Consider the following 24,738-nt stretch of genomic DNA (forward strand, 5'->3'; position numbering starts at 1 on the left):
GCGGAAGGGGTGCGCCGCCTCGAAGCCGCCTGGGACCGGGCGGAGGCATGACCCGCCGGCGACGCGGTCAGGGCCGCCGTCGGTCACGCCCTGAAGGCGCCGCCGTGCGCGAACATCGCGTGCGCCCGACGGCGACGGCGACGGCCGTGGTCATCGGGCACCCGGGCCGCCGGAGCTCCCGGCCCGGTGGTAGTCCGTCGTGAGGACCAGGTCCTTCGCGGGCCCCTTGACGCGCCAGACGGTGCGCCAGTGGTCGGCGCCGGACACCGTGAACTCGCCGCGGTAGAGGTCCGCCGAGCACGGGTGGTCCGCCACGTGGTGCCCGGTGCGCAGGTCGAGGTCGTGGAAGAAGCGGCCGTCCGCGAAGTGGACGACGGCCGTGCCGGGGATCTCGCCCGGCAGATAGCGCAGGGTCCGCTCGGCGGGGCGGGCCGTCCCGCGCCACAGGAACGCCCCCGACTCGAAGTGCAGCAGGCCGCCGTCGTCCGGGGTGAACTCCGTGGTGCCGGTGAAGGTGCCCGTCACGTCGTCGGTGAGGTCCCGCACGGTCCGCTCGACGCCCCAGGTCCCCCCGAGATACGCCAACGTGTCGGAGACCGGCCGGAGTTCACTCGTCACGCACACCACTCCCGTACACCTCTGCGCGAACCGGTGACGCGCATACCGCCACTTCCCATCTTGCCGTTCACATTTTAGAACCCCGTACGGCATGTCGAACGGGACGGGGTGGGAGGCAGGGGCATCTCGCTGGTGCCGAGGTCGTGAGGTCGTGAGGTCCGCGGCCGTGACGGGCCCTGGCCGCGGGCCCGGCGGCGGAGAGTGGCGAGACGTGGATGGCCGTGAAGCCGGTGACCTCGATGTACGGCGGGGGTGCAGGCACCCCTCACGCGCACGGGCCCGCCGGTCTCGGTGACCCTCCCGCGACCTCGGTGGCCCTCCTACGACCTCGGTGATGCTCCTGCGGATCAAGAAGGGCTAGCCCGGGAGCACGGCGTGCCCCGGCGCCAGCAGGGGAGTCGGCGGGAGTTCCGTGACCGCAAGGGTGACGTGCCCGGCGCAACCGGTGTCCCCGCACTCGCAGGAGAACGCGGCCTTCGCCGCGGCCGCGTCCCCCCTCGACCACGGGCGGGCGAAGTACCTCGTGTACTGCGCGACGACGGCCAGATTGGCCTCGCGGAGCAGCGCGCGACGCTCCCGGCGGTCGACGGCGCCGGGCGCGGCGGCGAGCACGTCCGCCCACCGCGCCTCGACCGCTTCCGTGAGGTTCGTGGCGGTATCGGTGTCCACGGTCAGGAAAGGAGCGCCGGAGGCCCGTACCTCTTCCTCGATGACGTCGGCGATACGCCGGTAGAGGGCCAGCGGCCCCGCCTCCAACTCCCTTTCCACCAGCCGTTTTTCGAGGAGTTCCGGGGTGGGCAGCAGCCACAGCGCGGCCCTGCCCGGCAGGGTCCGCACGGCCGCCGGCGTGATCACCGTGCCCTCGGCCACCGCCAGCGGGGCAGGCGGCAGTGCGCGTACGTCGTCGGTGGCCATCCTCCCGCGCTCATGGTGCAGGGACATGGCGAGCAGGTCGGGCACGGGTGCGGCCCAGCGCTCCGCCGGGGACAGCGCCTCGAAGCGGACCGCCGCCGGATGCCCCGCGGCGAGCGCCCGGTCGCGATGCGCCCAGGTGCGGGTGTCCGCGTGATAGCGGCGCAGACCGTGGCGCCGGGCCAGCCGCTCGGCGACGGTCGACTTCCCGACGCCGGGCGGACCGCCCAGCCACACCACGACGTCCGCCATCCGGCTAGCCGTTCACGAACTTCATGCTGCCCGCGTCGTAGCGGTCGCCCGACACCGAACCCGCGGGCGCCGCCGCGTCGATCGCCGCGAGGTCGTCGGCGGACAGCTCGAGCGTGGCGGCCGCGACGTTCTCCTCCAGGTACTTCTGCCGGCGCGTGCCCGGGATCGGCACCACGTCGCCACCCTGGTGCTGCACCCAGGCGAGCGCCAGCTGCCCCGCGGTGACGCCCTTGCGCGCGGCGAGCTCCTCCAGGCGGGCGACGATGGCGAGGTTGCGCTCCAGGTTGCCGTCGGTGAACCGCGGCTGCCGGCGCCGCATGTCCCCGTCCTCCAGGTTCTCCGTCGAGGTGACCCGGCCGGTGAGGAAGCCGCGCCCCAGCGGTGAGAACGGCACGAGCCCGATGCCCAACTCCCGGCACATCGGCAGCACTTCGGCCTCGACGTCCCGCGTCCACAGGGAGTACTCGCTCTGCAGCGCCGCGATCGGATGCACGGCGTACGCGCGCCGCAGGGTGTCCGGGCCCGCCTCCGACAGGCCGACGTGGCGGACCTTGCCCTCCTCCACGAGCTCGGCGAGCGCGCCCACGGTCTCCTCGATCGGGACGTCCGGGTCCACCCGGTGCACGTAGTAGAGGTCGATGTGGTCGACGCCGAGCCGGCGCAGCGAGGCCTCGCAGGCCTGACGTACGTACGCCGCGTCGCCGCGGATCTCGATCGGCTCGCCCAGCGCGTTCGCGAAGCCGAACTTCGTTGCGAGAACGGCCTGTTCACGCCGTGCGGGGGAGGCGAGGGCCCGGCCGATCAGCTCCTCGTTGTGCCCGGCGCCGTAGAAGTCGGAGGTGTCGAGGAGCGTGACGCCCAGGTCGAGCGCGCGGTGGATCGTCGCGATCGACTGGCTGTCGTCGGACGAGCCGTAGCCGTGGCTCATGCCCATGCAGCCCAGACCCTGGGCGGAGACGGTGAGCGCGCCGAGGCGGCGGGTGGGAAGGTCGGTCGTGGATTCCGTCATGGGCGTGCCTCCTGGCTGGTGCGGGATGGACAACTGCGCTCCCCGACGCTACGAGGTGGAGCGCACTCCAGGTCAAGCCGGGGGAGGGGCCCAGCCGTGCGCGTCGCCCCACAGCTCCGCCGTCCCCATCGGGACGTCCGTCGCGGGCGCCTTGATCTGTCCGAACGCCGCCAGGTCGGTGACCTCCTCGTTCAGGCGCCGCTTGAACGTGCCCCACGCGTCCCGCGCTTCGGGCACCGCCCGCAGACAGTCCCGGACCGGAACAGCAGCGCGTAGCGGGCGCCCGGTCCGCCGTCCTGCCGGAGATGCACGTTGCAGGGCCGGGCCCCGACATGCGGGGCGAACACCAGCTTGCGGGTGGTGGCCCCGCGCGGCAGCTCCTGCCGACTCCACGGCTCGGGCCGCAGCCGGAACCCGATCCTCGCCATCAGCGCCGCCAGCCGTGCCGTCTGCGCCTCCTCGCCCGTGACGGAGACCACCCGCACCTGAATGTCGATGACGTCCTTGGCCGGCAGCCCGGGCACGGACGTCGACCCGACGTGCTCGACGGCGAGCGCCGCGTCGCCGAGCGCAGCACGTCTGCCAGCTCCTCGAACTCCCGTGCCCAGCCCGGCTGATGGTCCACGACGCGCTCCATGGGGGACTCGTCCGGGAAGGGCGTCAGCCCTTCACCGACTCGGCGATCCGCAGGGCGGCCTCGGCGGGTGTGAGGTGCGTGGTGTCGACGACCTCGGCCTCGTCGTGCAGCCAGGTACGGGCCGCCTCGGCGTAGGGCTCCAGGTACTGGAGGCGGAACGGGGAGTCGGGGCCGACGACCATGTCCCCCGCGATGCGGCCGCGCAGGGTGTCCTGGTCGGCGTGCAGGACGAAGTGCCGTACCGCAATGCCGTGCGAGGCGAGGCCGGTGCTGATCTCGTGCCAGTACTCCTGGACCAGGACCGTCATGGGCATCACGAGCGTGCCGCCGGTGTAGTCGAGAACGCGCCGGGCGGTCTCCACCACGAGCGGCCGCCACGGCGGCCAGTGCTGGAAGTTGTCCGTCGGTGACAGCGTCGGCGTGATGTCCATGAGTGCCTCACCGACCTTCTCGGCGTCGAACACCCGTGAATCCGGCAACAGTTGCTGGAGGAGCGCGCCGGTCGTCGTCTTGCCCGCACCGTGAGTGCCGTTGAGCCATACGATCATGGGCCTCGATGGTAGTGCGCACGGATCGGAGGCGCCCGGGGTTCGTGGGTGCGGCCCCTGTGGGGCCGGGGGTCAGTATTCGTCGCCGGCCGTCGCGCGGCGCACGCTCTCGCGAAGCAGGGGGCGGCGCTGCTCGTGCAGGTCGTCGGAGTCCGGCGGGGCGACGTCGCTACCGCTTCGTGCTCGACGCGTCCGGCCTGGACCGACCGTACTGAGCGCGGCTCGCGCGTCGCGGCGCACGACGACTCCGCGCGGAGCCGTCGAGCAGCGGCCCCGTGGGTCGAGGTCGCTTCATGCCCGTCCCGCGGGTCGAGAGCGCCCTGCCCGGCAGTCCCGCGCACGCAGCATGCGGCCCGCGCCCCGGCTCTCTGTCCGGCGCGGCCCATGGCGACCTGGATCACTCGATTGCATAAACGTGCAGCTCGACGTATAGTCATGCCATCCAAGAGGAGGGTTCCATGGCGGTACGCGCAGCAGTGGCGGGAGCGAGTGGATACGCGGGCGGGGAAGTCCTGCGTCTGCTGCTCGCTCACCCCGAGGTGGAGATCGGCGCCCTGACGGGCAATGCGAACGCGGGACAGCGCCTCGGTGCCCTCCAGCCCCACCTCTTCCCGCTCGCCGACCGAGTCCTCCAGGAGACCACCCCCGAGGTGCTCGCGGGGCACGACGTCGTCTTCCTCGCGCTGCCCCACGGGCAGTCCGCCGCCGTCGCCGAGCAGCTCGGCCCGGACGTGCTCGTCGTCGACATGGGCGCCGACTTCCGGCTGAAGGACGCCGCCGACTGGGAGAAGTTCTACGGCAGCCCGCACGCAGGCACCTGGCCCTACGGGCTCCCCGAACTGCCGGCCGGCCGCGCCGCCCTGGCGGGGACCAAACGCATCGCGGTGCCCGGCTGCTACCCGACGGCCGTCTCGCTCGCACTCTTCCCGGCGTACGAGGCGGGGCTCGTGGAGAGCGAGGCCGTGATCGTCGCCGCGTCCGGCACCTCCGGCGCGGGCAAGGCGGCCAAGCCGCACCTGCTCGGCAGCGAGGTCATGGGAAGCATGTCGCCCTATGGCGTGGGCGGCGGTCACCGGCACACCCCCGAGATGATCCAGAACCTCAGCGCGGCCGCCGGGGAGCGTGTCACCGTCTCCTTCACGCCCACCCTCGCCCCCATGCCGCGCGGCATCCTCGCCACCTGCAGCGCCAAGGCCAAGGACGGCGTCACCGCCGGGACCGTCCGGGCCGCGTACGAGAAGGCCTACGCCGACGAGCCGTTCGTGCACCTGCTGCCCGAGGGGCAGTGGCCCGCCACGGCCGCCGTGTACGGGTCCAACGCGGTGCAGATCCAGGTCGCGTACGACGAAGCAGCCGGCCGCGTCCTCGTCATCAGCGCCATCGACAACCTCACCAAGGGCACCGCCGGCGGCGCCCTGCAATCCATGAACATCGCCCTGGGGCTCGACGAGACCACGGGGCTCACCACGATCGGAGTCGCGCCGTGAGTGTGACGGCAGCCAAGGGATTCGAGGCCGCGGGCATCGCCGCCGGAATCAAGGAGAGCGGGAACCCGGACCTGGCCCTCGTGGTCAACCGAGGCCCCCGCCTGGCCGCCGCGGGCGTCTTCACCTCGAACCGCGTCAAGGCCGCCCCGGTGCTCTGGTCCGAGCAGGTCCTCAAGGGCGGCCTCGTCTCCGCCGTCGTCCTCAACTCCGGTGGCGCCAACGCCTGTACGGGACCGAAGGGCTTCCAGGACACGCACGCCACGGCCGAGAAGGCCGCGGACGTCCTCGACCTGAACGCCGGGGAGGTCGCCGTCGCGTCCACCGGCCTCATCGGGGTCCTGCTCCCCATGGACAAGCTGCTCCCGGGCGTGGAGACCGCGGCCGGCCGGCTCTCCGAGCACGGCGGCGAGAAGGCCGCCATCGCCATCAAGACCACCGACAGCGTGCACAAGACCGCCGTGTACGAGGGCGACGGCTGGACCGTCGGCGGCATGGCCAAGGGCGCGGGCATGCTCGCCCCCGGGCTCGCCACCATGCTCGTCGTCCTCACCACCGACGCCGACCTCGACAGCGAAGTCCTCGACAAGGCTCTGCGCGACGCCACCCGCGTCACCTTCGACCGCGTCGACTCCGACGGCTGCATGTCGACCAACGACACCGTGCTGCTGCTCGCCTCCGGTGCCTCGCAGGTCACCCCGGAGCAGGCCGCGTTCGCACACGCGGTACGGACCGTCTGCGACGACCTCGGGCGGCAGCTCATCGGTGACGCCGAGGGCGCCAGCAAGGACATCAAGATCGACGTGGTCAACGCGGCGAGCGAGGCCGACGCCGTCGAGGTGGGCCGCTCCATCGCACGCAACAACCTCCTCAAGTGCGCCCTCCACGGCGAGGACCCCAACTGGGGCCGGGTGCTGTCCGCCATCGGCACGACGTCGGCCGCCTTCGAGCCCGACCGACTGAACGTCGCGATCAACGGCGTCTGGGTCTGCAAGAACGGTGGCGTCGGCGAGGACCGCGACCAGGTCGACATGCGGTACCGCGAGGTCGTCATCACCGCGGACCTCGCCGCGGGCGCCGAGACCGCCACGATCTGGACCAACGACCTGACCGCCGACTACGTCCACGAGAACAGCGCGTACTCCTCATGAGCGAGACGAAAGAGAGCGGCCAGCCCGCCGCACGCAAGCACACCGCGCTCCCCAAGGCCCAGACCCTCATCGAGGCGCTGCCCTGGCTGACCCGGCACCACGGCAAGACCGTCGTCATCAAATTCGGCGGAAACGCCATGGTGGACGAGGAGCTGAAGGCCGCCTTCGCGCAGGACGTCGTGTTCCTGCACCACGCCGGTCTCAAGCCCGTCGTCGTGCACGGCGGCGGCCCGCAGATCAGCAAGGCCCTCGACAGGCACGGCATCGTCAGCGAGTTCAAGGCCGGGCTGCGCGTCACCACCGAGGACGCCATGGACGTCGTACGGATGGTGCTCGCCGGACAGGTCCAGCGCGAACTCGTCGGCCTGCTCAACCAGCACGGGCCGCTCGCCGTCGGCATCACCGGCGAGGACGCCCACACCATCACCGCCACCAAGCACCAGCCCCGCATCGAGGGCGAGTTGGTCGACATCGGCCGCGTCGGCGAGATCACCGAGATCGACACCGGCGCCATCGAAGCCCTGCTCGCCGACGGCCGCATCCCGGTCGTCTCCTCGATCGCCCGCTCCCAGGACGACCACCATGTCTACAACGTCAATGCTGATACGGCGGCTGCGGCACTCGCTGCTGCGCTGGACGCCGAGACGCTGATGGTGCTGACCGACGTCGAGGGCCTCTACGAGGACTGGCCTCACTCCGACGAGGTCATCAGCCGGCTCACCGCCACCGAACTCGAGAAGCTGCTCCCGGAGCTGGCGAGCGGCATGGTCCCGAAGATGGAGGGCTGCCTGCACGCCGTGCGCAACGGCGTGCACACCGCCCGCGTCATCGACGGGCGGGTCCAGCACTCGATCCTGCTGGAGATCTTCACGGACGAAGGAATCGGCACGATGGTCGTGCCCGACGCGGAGGGGGACACCAACTCATGAGCAGCAACGAAGAGTTGACGACGCGCTGGCAGGGCGCCCTCATGAACAACTACGGCACCCCGCGGCTGCCCCTCGTCAAGGGCGAGGGCACCAAGCTCTGGGACGCCGACGGCACCGAGTACCTGGACTTCGTCGGCGGCATCGCGGTCAACGCGCTGGGCCACGCCCACCCCGCGGTCGTCGAGGCCGTCACCACCCAGATCGGCTCCCTCGGCCACGTCTCGAACCTCTTCATCGCCGAGCCGCCCGTCGCGCTCGCCGAGCGCCTCCTCCAGCTCTTCGGCCGGGACGGCGCCGTCTACTTCTGCAACTCCGGCGCCGAGGCCAACGAGGGCGCCTTCAAGATCGGCCGGCTGACCGGCCGCACCCACATGGTCGCCACGACCGGCGGCTTCCACGGCCGCACCATGGGCGCCCTCGCCCTGACCGGCCAGCCCGGAAAGCAGGACGGCTTCACGCCGCTCCCCGGCGACGTCACACACGTCCCGTACGGAGATGTGGACGCGCTGCGGGCGGCGGTCACCGAGGACACGGCGTTCGTCATCATCGAGCCCATCCAGGGTGAGAACGGCGCGGTCGTACCGCCCGACGGCTACCTCAAGGCGGCCCGGGAGATCACCCGTGCCACCGGCACCCTGCTCGTCCTCGACGAGGTGCAGACCGGCGTCGGCCGGACCGGGCACTGGTTCGCGTACCAGGCGGAGGACGGCATCGAGCCGGACGTCGTCACGCTCGCCAAGGGCCTCGGCGGCGGACTTCCGCTCGGCGCCACCGTCGCGTTCGGCGAGACGGCGAAGCTGCTGAAGCCCGGACAGCACGGCACGACGTTCGGCGGCAACCCCGTCGCCTGCGCCGCCGGCCTCGCCGTCCTCGACACGATCGCCGCCGAGGAATTGCTGGCGAACACCAAGCGGATGAGCGGGCGGCTCACGGCCGAAATCGCCGCGCTCGGACATCCCCTGGTCAGCCATGTCCGGGGCGCGGGCCTTCTGCTGGGTATCGTGCTCACCGGGCCGCGCGCACCCCAGGTGCAGCAGGCGGCCCAGGACGCGGGCCTCCTGGTGAACGCGCCCGCACCCGACGTCGTCCGGCTCATGCCCCCGCTGAACCTGACCGACGCCGAGGCGGACGCGTTCCTCGCGGCGCTGCCCGCCGTCCTGGACGCCGCCACGGCCGACGGGGAAGCACGAGCCTGACGATGGGACGACGACGATGAGCAGCAAAGCGGAGAGAGACGCGCGGGACGCGCAGGCGGCGACGAACGCCGCACTCGCGCACCACCCCCACGGCCCCGCCGTCCCGCAGACGCGCACCGCGCGCCACCGCCGGATCGTGGACATCCTCAACCGGCAACCGGTGCGCTCGCAGAGCCAGTTGGCGAAGCTGCTCGCCGACGACGGACTGAACGTCACCCAGGCCACGCTCTCCCGCGACCTGGACGAGCTGGGCGCGGTCAAGATCCGCAACACCGGCGGCGAGCTGATCTACGCCGTGCCCAGCGAAGGCGGCTTCCGCACCCCGCAGGCCCCGCTCGGCGAATCGGCCAAGGAGGAGCGGATGCGCCGCCTCGCCGGCGAACTGCTCATCTCCGCGGAGGCCTCGGCGAACCTGGTGGTGCTCCGTACGCCGCCGGGCGCCGCCCAGTTCCTCGCCTCGGCCATCGACCAGGCCGAACTGCACGTCATCCTCGGCACGATCGCCGGTGACGACACGCTGATGCTGATCAGCCGCGACCCGGCAGGCGGCCAGGCCTTGGCGGAACACATGCTCCGCCTGGCCCAGAACGACCACTGAGCCCCTCAGACCAAGCCTCGCCGGAACCTGGGTTATCAAGCCCCTCCGGCAGCTGGTTATTAAGCCCCTCCGGCGATTGAGGAGCGGGGTCCGGGGCAGAGCCCCGTAACCTCGCTCCCAGCGCGGGACTCGCTCTAACCGAGCCCCAACTCGCGGGCGGCATCAGCCCCCAGGAACGACACCAGCTCCTCCAGGCGCGGCCCCGTCGCAGGCCCCCGCCGGGTAACCGCCAACGCGGCAGCCGCATTCGCCCCCCGCGCGGCGTCGAACGCCGACACCCCCCGCCCCAGCAGCGCCAGGAACGCCCCGACATGCGCATCCCCGGCCCCATTGCTGTCCACGGCGTCCACCGCGAACCCCGGAACGTGCACGACGTCCCCGCTACCGGGCGGAGCCAACCAGCACCCGTCCTTGTCGGCCCGCACCAGCACCCCGGCCCCGTCGCGCAGCCGCCCGCGCAGCGCGGCCGCCGCCTCCCGGGGACCGGCGACCCCGGTCATGATCCCGGCCTCGCGAGCGTTGCAGCTCAGCCAGTCCGTGCGGGCCAGCACCGGATCGAGGACACCGGCCGGGATGTCCGCCACCAGCGGCGCCGGATCGAAACAGACCCGTACATCGGCGGGCAGGCCCGTCACCAAGGCGGCCAGCAGCGGCCCGTTCACCTCCATGACCAGGCCGTACCCGGACACCTGCACCAGGTCACCGGCGCGCACGGCCCCGGCGATCGAGGCCGCCTCGTGAGACGTCATCCGGGCGTCGACGCCGAAACTCGTCACGAACGTCCGCTCGCCGCCGCCGTCGACCAGCGCCACACAGAACCCCGTGTCGCCGTCCTCACGTACCGGAAGCAGCGTCCCGATACCCTCCGCGGCGAGCGAGGAGCGCACCAACTCGCCGTAGGGGCCGGTACCGTGCAGCCCCGCGTACACCGCCTCGGCGCCCAGCCGCCGCGCCGCCGTCAGTGTGTTGAAGCCGCCGCCCGCGTACAGCGCGGTGCGGGTGCCGATGACGTCGCCGCCGCGTTCCGGCAGCGCGGGAACGTCGATGACCAGGTCGGCGATGACGTTCCCGGCAAGGACGACACGGGAGTCGGTGGTCATCGGGCGGCCTCCTCAAGGGCGGTGGAATCAGTGGCAGGGGGATCGAGCGTCACCGGCGAACGCCGCCCGAGAAGGGCGTACAGCGCACCGCCCACGACGATCGCGACGAGCCAGCCGAGCCCGTTCTCGCCGAACCAGGACCCGGCCAGCGGGCCCTTGAACCACACGTCGTCCGCGCTCGTGGAAGCCGTGGTGAACAGCAGCCCGGCCACGATCGCCACCAGCCACGCGACGACCGCGGGCAGCCGGAAACCGCCGGTGTACCAGTAGCGGCTGGTGCGGCCGGTGTCCATCACACCTTCGGGGTCGTACTGCCGGCCGCGGACCATGTCGACGACGATCACGCCGATCCACGCCGAGATCGGCACGGCGAGCAGCGTGAGGAACGTACTGAACGGGCCGTAGAAGTCGTCCGCGATCAGCATGAAGTAGATCCCGCCGAGAAACATCAGGGCGACGTCCACGCAGACCGCCCAGGCCCGCGGGACCCGCAGCCCGAGCGTGATCATCGTCAGTCCGGCGGAGTACGTCGACAGGTGGTTGGACATCAGCAGTCCGCCGAACGCGGCGAGCAGATACGGCACCGCCATCCACGACGGCAGCATCGCGTTGATCGCCGAGACCGGGTCGGACGACGTCGCGAGCGACGGGTCGCCGGCCGTGAGCAGCGAGCCGAGCGAGATCAGCAGCACCAGCGGGATGCCCGCGCCGAACGCGGAGGCCCGCACGAGCCGTCCGCCGGGGATCGACCGCGGCAGGTAACGGGCGTAGTCCGCACCGGCGTTGGCCCAGCCGATACCGGTGCCCGCCGCGATGAACCCGACGCCCGCGACGACGCCGCTGACCGGTCCGGCCGGGGTGTCGAGCACCTTCGACCAGTCGACGGTCGCGACGAGGAAGCCCATCACGACGAGGTTCAGGACGCCGAAGGCGACCGTGGCCCACTTGTTGATCCACATGATCGTGGCGTGTCCGAGCCCGCTGATCAACAGCGTGCAGGCGAGGAAGACGAGGAGGCAGATCAGGGTGAGGACGGTGCCCCGGCCGAACCCGAAGAGCGTGTTGAGGAGGGCGAGGAGCGCGTACGCCGCCGTGGTCGTCGTGATCGTCTCCCAGCCGACCCGGCTGAGCCACGTCACCAGCGTGGGCCCGTGGTTGCCGCGCTGCCCGAACACCGCGCGGGACAACGTCAGGGCGGGCGCCCCGCCCTTCTTGCCCGCCAGGCTGAGCGCGCCGACGAGGGCGAACGACCCGACCGAGCCGACGACCGCGACGAGCACGGCCTGCCAGATGTTCAGGCCGCGGAAGGCGACCAGCGTCGCACCGAGCGGCAGCCCGAGGATCGAGATGTTGGCGGCGAACCACGTCCAGAACATCTGGCTCGCGTGGCCGTGCCGCTCGCTGTCGGGGACCGGTTCGATCCCTCGGGTCTCCACGGCGCCGACGCGGTCGTTCTTCGTTGAAGCGGCCATCGCGGAACCTCCTTGCTCTGAGCGGTGTATGAGAGGTGAGGGGCTTGGGCGACGGGTCGCGCAAGCGCGAGTTCGTGAGTTCGCGAGTTCGCGAATTTGTGAGTTTTTGAGATGTCGAGCGCGCGAGTGTGAAGAGGGAAGAGGACGGGGGAGCCAGCGATGTCAGTGACGTCAGCGATGTCAGCGATGAGTGAGCAATTGAGCGGTCAGCGGCTCGAGTTCGAGCTGGTTGACCCGGCGCAGCGTGCGTACGGCGTCCGCGGGCAGCGCGCCCAGACCACGTACGGAACCGGCGATCGCGCCCGCGATGGCACCGATCGTGTCGCTGTCGCCGCCGAGGTTCGCCGCGAGGAGCGCCGCGCGCCACGGATCGCCCTCGGTCAGGGCCAGTACGGCGAACGCCGCGGGCACGGACTCCTGGCTGGCGACGCTCGTGCCGATGAGCGCGTCGATCCGGTCGAGGGCGGCGGCCTCGTCGAGACCGGCGACCAGCTCGCGGGCCCAGCCGATCCGCGCCGAGATGCTGGCGCCCGCAATCCAGTGGCCGCGCCGGGCCCCGGCCGCCGACGCGGTGATCGCGGCATCGAAGGCGTCGTCGAGCGAACCGCCCGCGACGCCGGTCGAGACGGCCGCGGCGACGGCCGCCGCACCCGCGATGCCGACGGTCGTGTCATGCGTGACCTGGCAGGACTCGACGACCCGGTCGAGGAAGGACTCCATGTCCGCGGCGCAGGAGAAGGCGATGCCGACCGGCGTGACCCGCATCGCGGCGCCGTTCGTCGTGCCGTACTTGCCTGCCTCCTTCGGATCGGTGCCCTGCGCCACCGCATCCAGCGCCGCCTTGGTCGACGGGCCGAGCAGGTCGAAGGATCCCTTGGCCTTCATCTCCCGCTCCCAGCTGAGGAGTTCCCCGGCGAACCGCAGCGGGTCGACGTGCCCGCCTCCCTCCACGATCAGCCGCGCCACGATGACGGCCTGGTCCGTGTCGTCGGTGACGGACCCGGCGGGCATCCCGGCACTGACCGGGTTGTCGGGTCGCGCGGGCTCGAAGCCCTGCAGCGCGCCGTAGACGCGGACGACGTCCGCGCGCGACATGACCTGGGTCGGCATGCCGAGGGCGTCACCGAGCGCAAGCCCGTAGAAGGCGCCGACGGCACGGTCGAAGAGAGCGGAATCGGGGATGGAGCTCACGGATGGCCTCCTCGGCCGGTACGTACGTGCAGTTGGAACCGGGACGGATCCAGCAGGCTCGTGACCTGCTCGACCACGTCGCCGTCCGCGTCGCGGAAGACCTGGGCGACGCGGAGGAAGGACTCGCCGGGGGTGCGGTGCAGGGCAGCGGCGTCGGCCGCTTCGAGCCCGGCGACGGCGATGTGGGCGTCGCCGGAGTCGGGGATCCGTCCCGCCGCGGCGAGGGTGCGGCTGAGGGAGTCGCCGTCGAGGCCGCGCTCGGCCAGATCGGCCAGGGCGCCGACGGCCGGTACCCGGCTGAACTCCAGCGAGACGCCGTGCCCGTCGGACAGGCGCCGCACACGGTCGAGAGCGATGAACGCGTCGCTGTCCAGACCGAGCTCGGCGGCGAGCGCCGCGTCCCGTATCCGCTCGAACCGCAGGGTGCGTGTCGTGAGCTCGGTGCCCTGCGCGGCGAGCGCCCGGGTCCAGCCGAGTTGCTGGTCGAGCGGGGTCCCGTCGAAGGTGACGATCGAGCCGATGCCCGCGTGGGTCTCGATGAGCCCCTGCTCACCGAGGACGCTCAGGGCCTGTCGCACGGTCGTCCGGCTGACGCCGAAGCGCTCCCGCAGAGCGTGCTCACCGGGCAGCCTGCTGCCGTCGGCGTGCACGCCCGTGCGGATCTCCTCGGCCAGCACGTGGGCTACGCGGTGATGCTTATGAACCTGTCCAGGCATGTCTAGACGGTAGACACGAAGAAGCCGACCTGTCTACACCTGTCCAGTGTTGACTTGGCCGGCTTCTGTCTTCCTCGGTCAGGGAATCAACCCTGATCGGTGGAAGTGGAAGTGGAAGTGGAAGTGGAAGTGGAAGTGGAAGTGGAAGCGGAGCCGGAGGCGGGAGTGGCAGTAGTTGTGGTGCAGGTGCTTGCGGCGGATGTCTCCGACGCCGCGCCCGTCGCCCTGGCGCGGTGAGACATCCAGGCGGCGACGAGCGCGCCCGACACGTTGTGCCAGACCGAGAAGACGGCGGCGGGCAGGGCGGCCAGGGGACTGAAGTGGGCGGTGGCGAGGGATGCGGCGAGGCCGGAGTTCTGCATGCCGACCTCGAAGGCCATCGCGCGCGAGGCCGGAGGCCCGAGCCGGGCGACCTTGCCGGCGCCGTACCCGAGGGCGAGGCCGAGCCCGTTGTGCAGCACCACGGCCAGCAGCACGAGAGCGGCCGCCGACTTGATCGCGTCGGCGCTGCCGGCGACGACGACGGCGACGATCACCGCGATGGTCAGCGCGGACAGCCACGGCAGGAAGGGGAGCAGCCGGTCGACGAGCCGACCGAGGAGCAGCCGTACGACCAGGCCGCCCAGCACGGGCAGCAGCACCGTCTTGAGGATGTCCGTCATCATCGACCCCGCGTCCACGGGCAGGTACGCGCCCGCGAGCAGCAGCGTCAGCGGCGGGGTGATCAGGGGCGCGAGGACCGTGGAGACGGTGGCGACGGAGACCGAGAGGGCCACGTCGCCCCGCGCCAGGAAGGTCACGACGTTGGACGCGGTGCCGCTCGGCGCGCAGCCGACGAGGATGACCCCGGCCGCCAACTGCGGGGACAGGCCGAGTGCATGGGCGATGAGCCAGCCGAGCCCCGGCATGATCACGTAGTGCGCGACGAGTCCGAGCCCCACCGCCCACGGGCGCTGGGCGACGCCCTTGAAGTCCGTGAGGGTCATGGTCAGACCCATGCAGAACATCACGATGCCCAGCAGATAGGGGACGTTCGTTCCCCACCCGGCGAAGACGTCCGGGGTGGCAAGGCCCCAGGCCCCCGCGACGAGCACGAGTACGGGGAACACGGTGACCGCGAGGCGGGCCGCCCGGTCGGCGGGCCCGCTCGCCTCGGGGCGGGTGGGGATCGTCTGTTCGGTATCGCTGTGCACCGGGCGATGCAACGTCGCCGCGCGGGGCGCCCGCAACCCCGTCTCGATATGTGGTCGCTACACGCGTATCAGTACCGGGTGAGCGCCGTGGCCCCGCCCGACGTGCCGATCGCCATGTGTGGCGCCTTCGCCGGCGACACCCAGGACAGGATCCGCCGCATGTCCGCCTGCGCAACGGACACGCAACCGGCCGTCGCCGCACGCCCGTTGACATGGAGGAAGATTCCGGCGCCGCGGCCGCGCACCGGACGGTGGTAGTTGAAGCCGATCACCAGCGCATGGGCGTACTGCGTGCGGTAGTCGGCCAGATGCTCGGACTCGGAGGCGCGGCAGTCGCGCGGGCGCGGCTGGGTCCAGCGGTTGTAGGAGCGCGAGTCGTTGTCCTGGCACCACCAGGACGTGGAGCGCACCGGGCGGTAGGTCACCCGGGTCCCGGCCGGCGCCGTCGCGGTGCCGAAGGCGAACGGCAGATCGTAGAGCCCGGCAGGTGTGGTGTTGGTGCCCTGCTTGCGCCGCGCGCCCTCGACGAGTCCCTTCGCTCCGAACCGGGCGGGCGCCGAACCGGTCTTCACCCAGCGGCCGTTCGCCCGCCGGTCCCACCAGGTCACGGTGCCGCGCGTCGAGGACGCACGGGGTGCCCCGGCGGTGATCAGCTGGCTGCCACCGCCGGTGTCCGCCATGCGGGCGGGCAGCGGGGCGGCGCCACCACCCGGCGGGGCGGCGCCGAGCGCGCACAAGAAGACGACGGCGGTGGCGATTACGGCACGAAGAGGCCCTAAAGGGCGCAGAAGGCGCATGGCTCAGAACGTAGCGGGCGGCAGCGGCAACGGCAGCCCCGGTAGTCCGTCCAGGCTCGTCCCGATGTATTCCTTCTTCTGGAAGTACGCGTCGAGGGCCTCGTCGTCCTTGCGCGCGAAGAAGTCGCCGTGCAGGGAGCGCTCCTCGTCGAACGTCATGAAGGGCACCGCGTATCCGCAGGTGTCGCGGATGAGTTCGGCGCGTACGACGATGATCGCGCGCAGGCCGTTCCGTGTCGGGTCGACGTCCTGGAAGTGCCCGAGGAGCTCGGCGAAGCGCGGGTCGTCACGGAAGACGGGCTCGCCCCGGCCGTGCACCCGGACGATGCTCGGCGGGCCGTCGAAGGCGCACCACATGAGCGTGATCCGGCCGTTCTCGCGCAGATGCGCGATGGTCTCGGCGTTGGACCCCGCGAAGTCGAGGTAGGCGACGGTCAGTTCGTCGAGGACGGCGAAGGAGCCCTTGAGGCCCTTCGGGGAGAGGTTCACCGTGCCGTCGCCGGACAGCGGCGCTGTCGCGGTGAAGAAGATCGGCTGTGACTCGATGAAGGCGCGCAGGCGGCCGTCTATGCGCTCGTGGCTTTTACCCATGCGGGCAGTATGGCGCAGCACCCACGGGATTGACGATTCATGCGTGACTCTGCATAATCATGCATAGCGATACTGTGGCCAGTGCAAGTGGTCGCACGTCACCCGGCTTGAGGAGCAGAGCACGTGAGCAGCAACACCGGCGATGTCCGCCTCTGGGGCGCCCGTTTCGCCGACGGGCCGTCCGAGGCCCTGGCGAAACTCTCCGCCTCCGTCCACTTCGACTGGCGCCTCGCCCCGTACGACATCGCGGGCTCCCGCGCCCACGCGCGCGTGCTCCACAAGGCCGGTCTGCTCACCGAGGACGAGCTGACCCGCATGATCGCCGGGCTCGACCAGCTGGAGGCCGACGTCGCGGACGGCTCCTTCGTCGGCACCGTCGCCGACGAGGACGTGCACACCGCGCTGGAGCGCGGCCTTCTCGAGCGCCTCGGCGCGGACCTCGGCGGCAAGCTGCGCGCGGGCCGCTCGCGCAACGACCAGGTGGCGACGCTCTTCCGGATGTACCTGCGCGACCACGCCCGCGTCATCGGCGGCCTGATCGCCGACCTGCAGGAGGCGCTGGTCGGACTCGCCGAGGCGCACCCGGACGTCGCGATGCCGGGCCGCACCCACCTCCAGCACGCCCAGCCGGTGCTCTTCGCCCACCAGATCCTGGCCCACGTCCAGCCCCTGTCCCGGGACGCGGAGCGGCTGCGGCAGTGGGACGAGCGGACCGCGGTCTCGCCGTACGGCTCCGGCGCCCTCGCGGGTTCCTCCCTCGGGCTCGACCCCGTCGCGGTCGCGCAGGACCTCGGCTTCGAGCGCGGTTCCGTCGCCAACTCCATCGACGGCACGGCCTCGCGGGACTTCGTCGCCGAGTTCGCCTTCATCACGTCGATGATCGGGGTGAACCTCTCGCGCATCGCGGAGGAGATCATCATCTGGAACACGAAGGAGTTCTCCTTCGTCACCCTCCACGACGCCTTCTCCACCGGCTCGTCGATCATGCCGCAGAAGAAGAACCCGGACATCGCCGAGCTGGCGCGCGGCAAGTCCGGCCGTCTCATCGGCAACCTCACGGGCCTGATGGCGACCCTCAAGGCGCTGCCGCTCGCCTACAACCGCGACCTCCAGGAGGACAAGGAGCCGGTCTTCGACTCCTGCGACCAGCTCGAGATCCTGCTCCCCGCGTTCACCGGAATGATGGCCACGCTCACGGTCAACCGGGAGCGCATGGAGGAGCTCGCCCCGGCCGGGTTCTCGCTCGCCACGGACATCGCCGAGTGGCTGGTGAAGCAGGGCGTGCCGTTCCGCGTCGCGCACGAGGTCGCGGGGGAGTGCGTCAAGGAGTGCGAGGCGGGCGGCATCGAGCTCGACCAGCTCACCGACGAGCAGTTCGCGAAGATCTCCGAGCACCTGACGCCCGAGGTCCGCACCGTCCTGAACGTCAAGGGCGCCCTGGCCTCCCGCTCCGGGCGCGGCGGCACGGCGCCGAGTGCGGTCGCCGTCCAGCTCGCCGAGGTCAAGCAGGACCTGACGGTGCAGCGCGACTGGGCCGACGCGAAGAAGTAGCGCCGACAGACAGCGGGCAGGGCCCGGTTCGTCCATCCGTGGACGAACCGGGCCCTGCTGTGCGGCAGGCTCAGCGGCGGGCTCGCGCCCCGCTCCCATAGCTCGACAGGTCGAGCAGCAGCCCGCACAGCACCACGATCCACCCGATGCCCCGCACCCCCACGACGGGGGCGTACGCGAAGACGTACCCCAGGGTCGTCCATGGCAGCAGGAGCAGCCCGGCCAGGGGCAGCAGAACGCCGTTGAAGGCCCGGTCCACCAGATTGGTGAACAGCCAGGTGATCACGAGCGCGACCCGCGGCCCGATCGCCGCCATCGCCGCGAAGATGCAGCACCCCATGCCCGTACCTCCCGGAACCCGAACGTACCGACAGTCGTAACACCAGGTGAGCGCACGAGCCACTGCAGTCACTGGCGACCCTTTCGATGAGACAAGTGTGTCTCATCTGGTTTATCCTCGTCTCATGTCAGTCGATCGTGAACAGATGCTGCGCAGCGCCGCCGCCCTGCTCACCCGCAAGTCCACGGCCACCATGGACGAGGTCGCGCGGGCCGCGGGCATCAGCCGCGCCACGCTGCACCGGCACTTCGCGGGCCGCGACGCCCTCGTGCGGGCCCTGGAGGACCTGGGCATCCACGAGTGCGAGACCGCCCTCGACCGGGCCCGCCTCGACGACGGCCGGGCCGAGGACGCGCTGCGCCGGCTCATCGCCGAGATAGAGGCGTCCGCCCCGCTGCTCGCCTTCCTCGTCACGGAGAACCAGCTCTTCGAGGGCGACGGACAGCACGAGGGCTGGGCCCGCCTGGACGCCCGGATCAGCGCGCTGTTCCGGCGCGGCCAGGAACAGGGCGAGTTCCGGATCGATCTGACCCCCGCATGGCTGACCGAGGCGCTCTACGGCCTCATCGGCAGCGGCGCCTGGGCCGTACAGGACGGCCGCGTGGCGGCGAAGGACTTCCCATTCATGATCGCCGAGCTGCTGCTCGGCGGCGCCAGACGGAGCGTGGAACCATGACCAGCACAAAGCAGCGCACATCCGCGGCGGAGGTGGTGTCGCGCCCCGGACGGTGGCTCGCCCTGTCCGTCCTCGTGCTCGCCGTGCTGCTCGTCGCCGTGGACGCGACCGTCCTCGGCCTCGCGACCCCGTACATCAGCGAGGACCTCAAGCCCTCCGGTACGCAGCTGCTGTGGATCGGCGACGTCTACTCGTTCGTCATCGCCGGGCTCCTCGTCTCCATGGGCAGCCTCGGCGACCGCATCGGCCGCAAGAAGCTGCTGCTCGTGGGCGCCGTCGCGTTCGGCGCGGTCTCGGTCCTCAACGCCTACGCCACCACACCCGAACTGATGATCCTGGCCCGCGCCCTGCTGGGCGTGGCGGGTGCGACGCTCATGCCGTCGACCCTGGCCCTGATCCGCAACATCTTCCACGACCCGCGCGAGCGTTCGCTGGCCGTCGGCATCTGGGGCGCCATGGCGTCGGCGGGTGCCGCGGTCGGCCCCGTGGTCGGCGGATTCCTGCTCGAACACTTCTGGTGGGGCTCGGTCTTCCTCATCAACCTGCCCGTCATGGCCGTCCTCGTCGTGGTCGGCGCGAAGCTCATCCCCGAGTCGAAGAACCCCGTGCCCGGACCCTGGGACCTGATCAGTGTCGTGCTGTCCCTGATCGGCATGATCGGTGTCGTCTACGCGGTGAAGGAAGCCGCGGCGCACGGCGTGAGCTGGGACGCGGCCGTCTCCCTGGTCGTCGGCGCGGCCGCGCTCACCTGGTTCGTCCGCCGCCAACTCACGCTCGACTCACCCCTGCTGGACATGCGCCTGTTCCGCAACCGCGGCTTCTCGGGCGCCGTACTCGCCGACCTGCTGACCATCCTCGGCCTGTCCGGCCTCGTCTTCTTCCTGTCCCAGTTCCTCCAACTGGTCCAGGGACGGCAGCCGTTCGAGGCGGGGCTCGCCGAACTGCCCGCCGCGGTGGGCGCGGTGGTGGCCGGCCTGATCGCGGGCACGGTGGCGCGCCGCTTCTCGGTGCGCGCCGTCGTCGCGGGCGGTCTCGCGGCCGTGGGCCTGGCCCTGGCCGCGCTCACCACCCTGAGCCAGACGACCGGCTACCCACTGCTCGGCGCCGTGCTCCTGGTCGTCGGCGTGGGCGCCGGCTTCTCGTTCACGGTCACGGCCGACGTGATCCTGTCCAGCGTGCCGAAGGAACAGGCGGGCGCCGCGTCGGCGGTCTCCGAGACGGCGTACGAACTCGGCGCGGCCCTCGGCATCGCCGTGCTCGGCTCCATCGTCACCGGCGTCTACGCGGGCTTCACGGCGCCCCCGGGCACCCCGGCCGACGTGGCCTCGGCCGCCCACGAGTCGCTGGGCGGCGCGGTCGAATCGGCCTCGGCGCTCCCTGCCCAGCAGGCGGCCGACCTGCTCTCCTCGGCGCAGACGGCGTTCGTGGACGGCCTGCAGGTGGCGGCCGGAGTGGGCGCGGCGGTCCTGCTGGCCACGGCGGTCGCGGCCTGGTTCCTGCTGCGTGGCCAGCACCTGGAGAAGTAGTCCCCGGCCAGAAAACGCCGAGGCCCCGTGGACCGGAGATCTCCGGTCCACGGGGCCTCGGCGTTTTCCGGCTAAGCGGCCTTCGCCTTCGTGGCGTACATGTCGACGTACTCCTGGCCCGACAGGCGCATGACCTCCGCCATCACGGAGTCGGTCACGGCCCGCAGCACGTACCGGTCGCGCCCCATCCCGTCGTAGCGGGAGAACTCCATCGGCTCACCGAAGCGGACGGTGACCCGGCCGGGCTTCGGCATCCCCGAACCACCCGGCTGCAGCTTGTCCGTGCCGATCATCGCGAACGGCACGACGGGCGCCCCGGTCATCAAGGTCAGCCGAGCGATGCCCGTGCGGCCGCGGTAGAGCCGGCCGTCGGGGGAGCGGGTGCCCTCCGGGTAGATCCCGAAGATCCTGCCCTCTTCCAGGATGCGGCGGCCGGTCATCAGCGCGGCCACACCGCCGTTGGCCCCGTCGCGGTCCACCGGGATCATGCCGACGCCGGTGAAGAACCACGCCATGAGGCGGCCCTTGAGGGTCTTGCCGGTGACGTACTCGTCCTTGCCGATGAAGCACACCTGCCGGTCGCAGACCAGCGGGAGGATCATGGAGTCGATGAACGTCAGGTGGTTGCCCGCCAGAATGACGGGGCCGGTGCCCGGGATGTTTTCGGCGCCTTCCACACGGGTGGGGAACATCAGGCGCATGATCGGACCGAGCACTGCCTTGATGAGCGCGAAGCGGGACAACGGGCCCTCCGGTGTCAAGGAACGGACTGAGAACGTACGTGGGTATGTGCAGGTGAGGACGATACTCGCGGCCGGGTACCCACTGCACATCGGGTTCACGGACCGGATACACAGAGTTGACAGTTATTTACCTGCGGTCGCGCCCTGTTGATGTCCTCGCGACGCCCAGGCGTCATCCCGCCTCACCCTGACGTTCCGTCCGAGGTCTCCCACTCGTCACTCCCGGGCACCTAGCATCGGTCCCGCTTTGACAGGTGCAAGGCGGTAGTCGGGCCGTGCTCGGTGGGAGGAGTGCTTCATGGGGAACGAGAAGTCACAGGCGGCGCAGGACGCACAGGGGGCGCACACGCAGGGGGCGGTGGGCAGGCGCTCGCTGCTCGGCGCCGCGGTGCTGAGCGCGGGTGCGGCCGCCCTCGCCTCGCCCGGCGTCGCCAGAGCCGCCGACCGCGGCAGTGGCGGGAATCACTCGGGGCAGGGCGTGAAGGGTCTGCCCGTGCCGACCGTCATCGGGCACCGCGGCGCCAGCGGCTACCGCCCGGAGCACACCCTGGGCTCGTACCAGTTGGCGCTCGACATGGGCGCGCACGTCGTCGAGGCCGGTGACATCTGCCCGACCAAGGACGGCCACCTCGTCTGCCGTCACGAACCGGAGATCGGCGGCACCACGGACGTGTCGGCGCACCCCGAGTTCGCCTCCCGCAAGACCACGAAGGTCATCGACGGCGTCTCGACCACGGGCTGGTTCACCGAGGACTTCACCCTCGCCGAACTGAAGACCCTGCGCGCCAAGGAGCGCATCCCGGGCAACCGCCAGCGCAACACGCTCTACGACGGCCGCTGGGAGATCCCCACCTTCGAAGAGGTCCTCGCATGGCGCGCCGAGCAGAGCAGGAAGCGCGGCCGCGAGGTGTGGATCTACCCGGAGACCAAGCACCCCACGTACTTCCGCAAGCTGGGTCTCGGCCTGGAGGAGCGCCTCGCGAAGATCCTGCGCGCGCACGGGCTGCACCGGAAGAACTCGCCCGTCATCCTGCAGTCCTTCGAGCCGACCAGCATCCAGCGGCTGAACAAGCTGGTCGACAACCCGCTCGCCGTCCTGCTCTCCACGGCGGACTCCCGCCCCGCGGACTTCGTCGACATCGGCGACCCGCGCACCGTCGCCGACCTGATCACGCCCAAGGGGCTCAGGGAGATCGCGAGGTATGCGCAGGGCATCGGCCCGACCCTGGACCTGATCATCCCCAAGGACGCGGCGGGCAAGCTCCAGCAGCCGACCACCCTCGTCAAGGACGCGCATGCCGCCGGACTGATCCTGCACCCGTACACGATGCGCAACGAGAACACCTTCCTGCCCGCCGACTTCAAGAAGGGCACCGACCCGAACGCCTACGGCGACGCCTTCGGCGCCTTCAAGGCGTACTACGAGACCGGCATCGACGGGATCTTCTCGGACAACTGCGACACGGCGCTCCTCGCCCGGGCGGACTTCGTCAACGGCTGATCCGCAGCCGCCGGTTGGAGTGATCGACGGCCGCCCCCGCAACCTCGCGCCGGGGCGGCCGCGTCCCGCCGGGCATGACCTACGACTCCGTGATCGACACCCTGCGCCCCCTGCTCGCGGCGGAGGTCCGTGCCGAACTGCCCGGCGCCGCCGAGCCCGGCGACCTCGAACAGGCCGTCTGGGTCCGCCTGTTGGAGCGCCTCGACGCCCAAGGGCCGCCGTCCGACCCGGCGGCCTGGCTCGCGGCGACCGTCCGCGCGGAGGCCCGACTCCAGCGACGTACCGCGGTGCGCGAGCAGGCGTACGCGACCGAACCCGCCGCCGACGGCCTCGACTTCGACCCCGAGCAGCACGCCCTGGCCGGGGAACGCGCCCGCACCCTGCGCGCCGCGGTGAGCCGGCTGCCCGGACGCTGCCCCCGCCTCATCGATGCGCTGCTGTCCCCGCATGACCTCACTTACCGTGAAATCGCAGGTGAGTTGGGTATGTCACAGGGCAGTCTTGGGCCGGAACGTTCCAGATGTCTGGGATGCCTGCGCAGAATCCTCGCCGCCGAGGTTGCGCCCACGGCCCGTAGGGGAAAAGGGTGAAGGACAACCGGCGGACAGGTGAGCGGGAGGCATGCACACATGGGCATGAGCGTGACCATCTCTGCGGCGACCGAAGCGGACACCGAGCAGATACTCAAGCTGCAGTACCTCTGCTACCAGAGCGAGGCGCAGCTCTACGGCGACTACTCGATGGAGCCGCTCACACAGTCCCTCGACTCGGTCAGGGCCGAACTGACGGGCGGCGCCGTCCTGGTGGCCCGCCTCGGGGACGAAGTGGTGGCCTCCGTGCGCGGCACGATCGGCGCGGACGGCACGGCCCGGATCAACAAACTCATCGTGCACCCGCGGATGCAGCGGCACGGTCTCGGCGGCCGTCTCCTCGCCGCGGTGGAGGCCGAACTCGGCACGGCGGGCACGGCCAAGCGCTTCGAACTCCTCACCGGCCACCGCAGCGAGCACAACCTGCGGCTCTACCGCAAGCACGGCTACGAACCCGTGGCCACCAAGCGCGTCGACGACCGGCTCACCCTGGTGACCCTGGCCAAGGACGTCGGCGCGGCCTCGGCGGCGACCGCCTTCGCGGCGACCGCCTGAGCGTCAGCCCGCCACTTCCGGCTGCTGCCGCTGCAGCACACCCTTGCGCAGCCAGTACATCGCGGTCAGCGGCAGCAGCACCGGAATGAACAGATAGCCCATCCCGTAGTCCGACCACACGGTCGCGTCCGGGAAGGCCGACGGCTCGATCAGCGTCCAGGTGCCCACGATCAGCACACCCGCCAACTCCAGCGCGCAGCACACGAAAGCGGCCCGCCGCGCGGCGTCCCCGCCGCGCACCAGGGAGTACGTGATGAACCCGTACACGACCCCGGCCAGCGCGGACAGCGAGTACGCCAGCGGGGCCTTGTCGAACTCGGTGGAGATCTGCACGACGGAGCGCGACACGGCCCCGACGACCATCACGCCGTAGAGCCACACCAGCAGCATGCCGGGCCCGCTGATCAGCCGGCGCCGCTGCCCGTCCTTGCTGTCCGAAGAGGCCACAGCCACCTCATCCTCCCCAGATGTCGAAGAGCCGCACTTCGAGCACGGTGAGCACCACGCCACCGGCGGCCACCGTCGCCGAACCCCAGCGGGTCCGCTCCGCGAGCGACATGAAGCCGGTCGCCGGAACGCACGCGAACGCGCCGATCAGATACGCGACGAAGATCGTCGTGCCCTGCTCCGGCTTCTCGCCCCGCGCCAGCTGCACGATGCCGACCACCAGCTGGACGAGCGCCAGTACCGAGACCACGGCCATGCCGATGAAGTGCCAGTCCTTGGTCGGCTGGTCGCGGTAGGCGGCGAAACCGCACCACGCGCCGAGCGCGAGTGCGGCGAGACCCGTCGCCAGGGTCAGGGCATCAAGCATGGCCCAGACCCTATTACGGGCCAAAAGACCCGATGCGCTCGCCCCCGG

At 71.2% G+C, this 24,738-nt stretch carries 28 protein-coding genes; 11 read left to right on the forward strand and 17 right to left on the reverse strand.

The genetic code is table 11. From position 1 onward, the window contains the following. Positions 1-150: 150 nt before the first annotated feature. The 6 genes from G3I40_RS19785 to G3I40_RS19805 form a co-directional block, all read right to left on the reverse strand. A complete protein-coding gene (locus G3I40_RS19785) occupies positions 151-618 on the reverse strand; it encodes a DUF6314 family protein (RefSeq protein ID WP_164303468.1) in 468 nt (155 codons plus the stop codon). Positions 619-975: 357 nt separating this feature from the next. Continuing rightward, the gene (locus tag G3I40_RS19790; protein WP_164303469.1) at positions 976-1,782 is read right to left on the reverse strand and encodes an AAA family ATPase; all 807 of its coding nucleotides are present in this window, start codon (positions 1,780-1,782) and stop codon (positions 976-978) included. Between the two features lie 4 nt (positions 1,783-1,786). Beyond that, complete coding sequence (locus tag G3I40_RS19795) at positions 1,787-2,791, reverse strand: aldo/keto reductase (RefSeq protein WP_164303470.1); 1,005 nt, start codon at positions 2,789-2,791, stop codon at positions 1,787-1,789. 72 nt (positions 2,792-2,863) lie between these two features. Further along, on the reverse strand, positions 2,864-3,028 hold the full coding sequence (locus tag G3I40_RS47210; RefSeq protein WP_239091834.1) for a hypothetical protein: 165 nt from the start codon (positions 3,026-3,028) through the stop codon (positions 2,864-2,866). Next, positions 2,983-3,315: a GrpB family protein gene (locus G3I40_RS47215; RefSeq protein WP_343244965.1), complete on the reverse strand. Its 333-nt coding sequence runs from the start codon at positions 3,313-3,315 to the stop codon at positions 2,983-2,985. The genes G3I40_RS47210 and G3I40_RS47215 overlap by 46 nt, the downstream gene beginning before the upstream one ends. Before the next feature lie 136 nt (positions 3,316-3,451). Next, positions 3,452-3,976 carry an ATP-binding protein gene (locus G3I40_RS19805; RefSeq protein ID WP_164303471.1) on the reverse strand — a complete coding sequence of 175 codons (525 nt, stop codon included), beginning with the start codon at positions 3,974-3,976 and terminating at the stop codon, positions 3,452-3,454. 458 nt (positions 3,977-4,434) lie between these two features. On the opposite strand from G3I40_RS19805, the gene argC reads away from it, so the two are divergent. Genes argC through G3I40_RS19830 form a run of 5 tightly spaced genes read left to right on the forward strand, consistent with a single transcriptional unit; the run spans position 4,435 to position 9,334 of the window. Next, positions 4,435-5,463, forward strand: coding sequence for an N-acetyl-gamma-glutamyl-phosphate reductase (gene argC, locus G3I40_RS19810; protein WP_164303472.1), 1,029 nt, complete (start codon positions 4,435-4,437; stop codon positions 5,461-5,463). Beyond that, a complete protein-coding gene (argJ, locus tag G3I40_RS19815) occupies positions 5,460-6,611 on the forward strand; it encodes a bifunctional glutamate N-acetyltransferase/amino-acid acetyltransferase ArgJ (protein WP_164303473.1) in 1,152 nt (383 codons plus the stop codon). Before argC ends, argJ begins: the two co-directional genes overlap by 4 nt. Further along, complete coding sequence (gene argB, locus G3I40_RS19820) at positions 6,608-7,540, forward strand: acetylglutamate kinase (RefSeq protein ID WP_164303474.1); 933 nt, start codon at positions 6,608-6,610, stop codon at positions 7,538-7,540. Before argJ ends, argB begins: the two co-directional genes overlap by 4 nt. Beyond that, on the forward strand, positions 7,537-8,736 hold the full coding sequence (locus G3I40_RS19825) for an acetylornithine transaminase (RefSeq protein ID WP_164303475.1): 1,200 nt from the start codon (positions 7,537-7,539) through the stop codon (positions 8,734-8,736). The genes argB and G3I40_RS19825 overlap by 4 nt, the downstream gene beginning before the upstream one ends. Positions 8,737-8,752: 16 nt before the next feature. Further along, positions 8,753-9,334 carry an arginine repressor gene (locus G3I40_RS19830; RefSeq protein WP_164303476.1) on the forward strand — a complete coding sequence of 194 codons (582 nt, stop codon included), beginning with the start codon at positions 8,753-8,755 and terminating at the stop codon, positions 9,332-9,334. 134 nt (positions 9,335-9,468) lie between these two features. Here the strand turns inward: G3I40_RS19830 and G3I40_RS19835 are convergent, their stop codons facing one another. The 7 genes from G3I40_RS19835 to G3I40_RS19865 form a co-directional block, all read right to left on the reverse strand. Beyond that, a complete protein-coding gene (locus G3I40_RS19835) occupies positions 9,469-10,434 on the reverse strand; it encodes a PfkB family carbohydrate kinase (protein WP_164303477.1) in 966 nt (321 codons plus the stop codon). Further along, a complete protein-coding gene (locus G3I40_RS19840) occupies positions 10,431-11,906 on the reverse strand; it encodes a cytosine permease (protein ID WP_164303478.1) in 1,476 nt (491 codons plus the stop codon). Before G3I40_RS19840 ends, G3I40_RS19835 begins: the two co-directional genes overlap by 4 nt. Positions 11,907-12,086: 180 nt before the next feature. Further along, positions 12,087-13,097 (reverse strand): ADP-ribosylglycohydrolase family protein, encoded by a 1,011-nt coding sequence (locus tag G3I40_RS19845; protein ID WP_164303479.1) that lies wholly within the window; start codon positions 13,095-13,097, stop codon positions 12,087-12,089. Further along, on the reverse strand, positions 13,094-13,813 hold the full coding sequence (locus G3I40_RS19850; protein ID WP_164303480.1) for a GntR family transcriptional regulator: 720 nt from the start codon (positions 13,811-13,813) through the stop codon (positions 13,094-13,096). The genes G3I40_RS19845 and G3I40_RS19850 overlap by 4 nt, the downstream gene beginning before the upstream one ends. 86 nt (positions 13,814-13,899) lie before the next feature. Next, complete coding sequence (locus G3I40_RS19855; RefSeq protein WP_343244966.1) at positions 13,900-15,006, reverse strand: bile acid:sodium symporter family protein; 1,107 nt, start codon at positions 15,004-15,006, stop codon at positions 13,900-13,902. Between the two features lie 68 nt (positions 15,007-15,074). Further along, a complete protein-coding gene (locus G3I40_RS19860) occupies positions 15,075-15,803 on the reverse strand; it encodes a L,D-transpeptidase family protein (protein ID WP_164303481.1) in 729 nt (242 codons plus the stop codon). A gap of 3 nt (positions 15,804-15,806) precedes the next feature. Beyond that, positions 15,807-16,394 (reverse strand): pyridoxamine 5'-phosphate oxidase family protein, encoded by a 588-nt coding sequence (locus G3I40_RS19865; RefSeq protein ID WP_164303482.1) that lies wholly within the window; start codon positions 16,392-16,394, stop codon positions 15,807-15,809. 123 nt (positions 16,395-16,517) lie between these two features. On the opposite strand from G3I40_RS19865, the gene argH reads away from it, so the two are divergent. After that, a complete protein-coding gene (argH, locus tag G3I40_RS19870) occupies positions 16,518-17,945 on the forward strand; it encodes an argininosuccinate lyase (RefSeq protein WP_164303483.1) in 1,428 nt (475 codons plus the stop codon). A 70-nt stretch (positions 17,946-18,015) separates the two neighbouring features. Here the strand turns inward: argH and G3I40_RS19875 are convergent, their stop codons facing one another. After that, the gene (locus tag G3I40_RS19875) at positions 18,016-18,285 is read right to left on the reverse strand and encodes a hypothetical protein (RefSeq protein ID WP_164303484.1); all 270 of its coding nucleotides are present in this window, start codon (positions 18,283-18,285) and stop codon (positions 18,016-18,018) included. Positions 18,286-18,409: 124 nt separating this feature from the next. Between G3I40_RS19875 and G3I40_RS19880 the strand changes: the two genes are divergently transcribed. After that, positions 18,410-18,961, forward strand: a complete 552-nt coding sequence (locus G3I40_RS19880; RefSeq protein ID WP_164303485.1) for a TetR/AcrR family transcriptional regulator — start codon at positions 18,410-18,412, stop codon at positions 18,959-18,961. Further along, the gene (locus G3I40_RS19885; protein WP_164303486.1) at positions 18,958-20,487 is read left to right on the forward strand and encodes an MFS transporter; all 1,530 of its coding nucleotides are present in this window, start codon (positions 18,958-18,960) and stop codon (positions 20,485-20,487) included. Before G3I40_RS19880 ends, G3I40_RS19885 begins: the two co-directional genes overlap by 4 nt. A 71-nt stretch (positions 20,488-20,558) precedes the next feature. Here G3I40_RS19885 and G3I40_RS19890 read toward each other — a convergent pair whose 3' ends face one another. Then, a complete protein-coding gene (locus G3I40_RS19890; RefSeq protein WP_203644423.1) occupies positions 20,559-21,320 on the reverse strand; it encodes a lysophospholipid acyltransferase family protein in 762 nt (253 codons plus the stop codon). 208 nt (positions 21,321-21,528) lie between these two features. Between G3I40_RS19890 and G3I40_RS19895 the strand changes: the two genes are divergently transcribed. The 3 genes from G3I40_RS19895 (at position 21,529) to G3I40_RS19905 (ending at position 23,876) form a co-directional block, all read left to right on the forward strand. After that, complete coding sequence (locus tag G3I40_RS19895) at positions 21,529-22,731, forward strand: glycerophosphodiester phosphodiesterase (protein WP_164303488.1); 1,203 nt, start codon at positions 21,529-21,531, stop codon at positions 22,729-22,731. 74 nt (positions 22,732-22,805) lie between these two features. Continuing rightward, entirely contained in the window at positions 22,806-23,321 is a 516-nt protein-coding gene (locus tag G3I40_RS19900) for a sigma-70 family RNA polymerase sigma factor (protein WP_164303489.1), read from the forward strand. A gap of 39 nt (positions 23,322-23,360) precedes the next feature. Next, the gene (locus G3I40_RS19905; RefSeq protein WP_164303490.1) at positions 23,361-23,876 is read left to right on the forward strand and encodes a GNAT family N-acetyltransferase; all 516 of its coding nucleotides are present in this window, start codon (positions 23,361-23,363) and stop codon (positions 23,874-23,876) included. Positions 23,877-23,879: 3 nt separating this feature from the next. Here G3I40_RS19905 and G3I40_RS19910 read toward each other — a convergent pair whose 3' ends face one another. Together G3I40_RS19910 and G3I40_RS19915 are read right to left on the reverse strand one after the other, a co-directional pair. Then, positions 23,880-24,266 carry a hypothetical protein gene (locus G3I40_RS19910; protein ID WP_203644429.1) on the reverse strand — a complete coding sequence of 129 codons (387 nt, stop codon included), beginning with the start codon at positions 24,264-24,266 and terminating at the stop codon, positions 23,880-23,882. 64 nt (positions 24,267-24,330) lie between these two features. Beyond that, positions 24,331-24,690 (reverse strand): hypothetical protein, encoded by a 360-nt coding sequence (locus tag G3I40_RS19915; protein WP_164303492.1) that lies wholly within the window; start codon positions 24,688-24,690, stop codon positions 24,331-24,333. Positions 24,691-24,738: the final 48 nt, after the last annotated feature.

This window comes from Streptomyces sp. SID14478 (assembly GCF_010548525.1).
Lineage (GTDB): Bacteria > Actinomycetota > Actinomycetes > Streptomycetales > Streptomycetaceae > Streptomyces.

What these genes read in the sequence shown, in the direction of transcription:
- G3I40_RS19835 (WP_164303477.1), bottom strand. Translation starts at nt 10,434, where the DNA reads ATGACCACCGACTCCCGTGTCGTCCTTGCCGGGAACGTCATCGCCGAC.
- G3I40_RS19850 (WP_164303480.1), bottom strand. Translation starts at nt 13,813, where the DNA reads ATGCCTGGACAGGTTCATAAGCATCACCGCGTAGCCCACGTGCTGGCC.
- G3I40_RS19900 (WP_164303489.1), top strand. Translation starts at nt 22,806, where the DNA reads ATGACCTACGACTCCGTGATCGACACCCTGCGCCCCCTGCTCGCGGCG.
- G3I40_RS19910 (WP_203644429.1), bottom strand. Translation starts at nt 24,266, where the DNA reads ATGCTGCTGGTGTGGCTCTACGGCGTGATGGTCGTCGGGGCCGTGTCG.
- G3I40_RS19875 (WP_164303484.1), bottom strand. Translation starts at nt 18,285, where the DNA reads ATGGGGTGCTGCATCTTCGCGGCGATGGCGGCGATCGGGCCGCGGGTC.
- G3I40_RS19915 (WP_164303492.1), bottom strand. Translation starts at nt 24,690, where the DNA reads ATGCTTGATGCCCTGACCCTGGCGACGGGTCTCGCCGCACTCGCGCTC.
- G3I40_RS19880 (WP_164303485.1), top strand. Translation starts at nt 18,410, where the DNA reads ATGTCAGTCGATCGTGAACAGATGCTGCGCAGCGCCGCCGCCCTGCTC.
- G3I40_RS19790 (WP_164303469.1), bottom strand. Translation starts at nt 1,782, where the DNA reads ATGGCGGACGTCGTGGTGTGGCTGGGCGGTCCGCCCGGCGTCGGGAAG.
- G3I40_RS19885 (WP_164303486.1), top strand. Translation starts at nt 18,958, where the DNA reads ATGACCAGCACAAAGCAGCGCACATCCGCGGCGGAGGTGGTGTCGCGC.
- argB (WP_164303474.1), top strand. Translation starts at nt 6,608, where the DNA reads ATGAGCGAGACGAAAGAGAGCGGCCAGCCCGCCGCACGCAAGCACACC.
- G3I40_RS19825 (WP_164303475.1), top strand. Translation starts at nt 7,537, where the DNA reads ATGAGCAGCAACGAAGAGTTGACGACGCGCTGGCAGGGCGCCCTCATG.
- G3I40_RS19805 (WP_164303471.1), bottom strand. Translation starts at nt 3,976, where the DNA reads ATGATCGTATGGCTCAACGGCACTCACGGTGCGGGCAAGACGACGACC.
- G3I40_RS19840 (WP_164303478.1), bottom strand. Translation starts at nt 11,906, where the DNA reads ATGGCCGCTTCAACGAAGAACGACCGCGTCGGCGCCGTGGAGACCCGA.
- G3I40_RS19830 (WP_164303476.1), top strand. Translation starts at nt 8,753, where the DNA reads ATGAGCAGCAAAGCGGAGAGAGACGCGCGGGACGCGCAGGCGGCGACG.
- G3I40_RS19795 (WP_164303470.1), bottom strand. Translation starts at nt 2,791, where the DNA reads ATGACGGAATCCACGACCGACCTTCCCACCCGCCGCCTCGGCGCGCTC.
- G3I40_RS19865 (WP_164303482.1), bottom strand. Translation starts at nt 16,394, where the DNA reads ATGGGTAAAAGCCACGAGCGCATAGACGGCCGCCTGCGCGCCTTCATC.
- G3I40_RS19860 (WP_164303481.1), bottom strand. Translation starts at nt 15,803, where the DNA reads ATGCGCCTTCTGCGCCCTTTAGGGCCTCTTCGTGCCGTAATCGCCACC.
- G3I40_RS19895 (WP_164303488.1), top strand. Translation starts at nt 21,529, where the DNA reads ATGGGGAACGAGAAGTCACAGGCGGCGCAGGACGCACAGGGGGCGCAC.
- argC (WP_164303472.1), top strand. Translation starts at nt 4,435, where the DNA reads ATGGCGGTACGCGCAGCAGTGGCGGGAGCGAGTGGATACGCGGGCGGG.
- G3I40_RS19905 (WP_164303490.1), top strand. Translation starts at nt 23,361, where the DNA reads ATGGGCATGAGCGTGACCATCTCTGCGGCGACCGAAGCGGACACCGAG.
- G3I40_RS19890 (WP_203644423.1), bottom strand. Translation starts at nt 21,320, where the DNA reads ATGTGCAGTGGGTACCCGGCCGCGAGTATCGTCCTCACCTGCACATAC.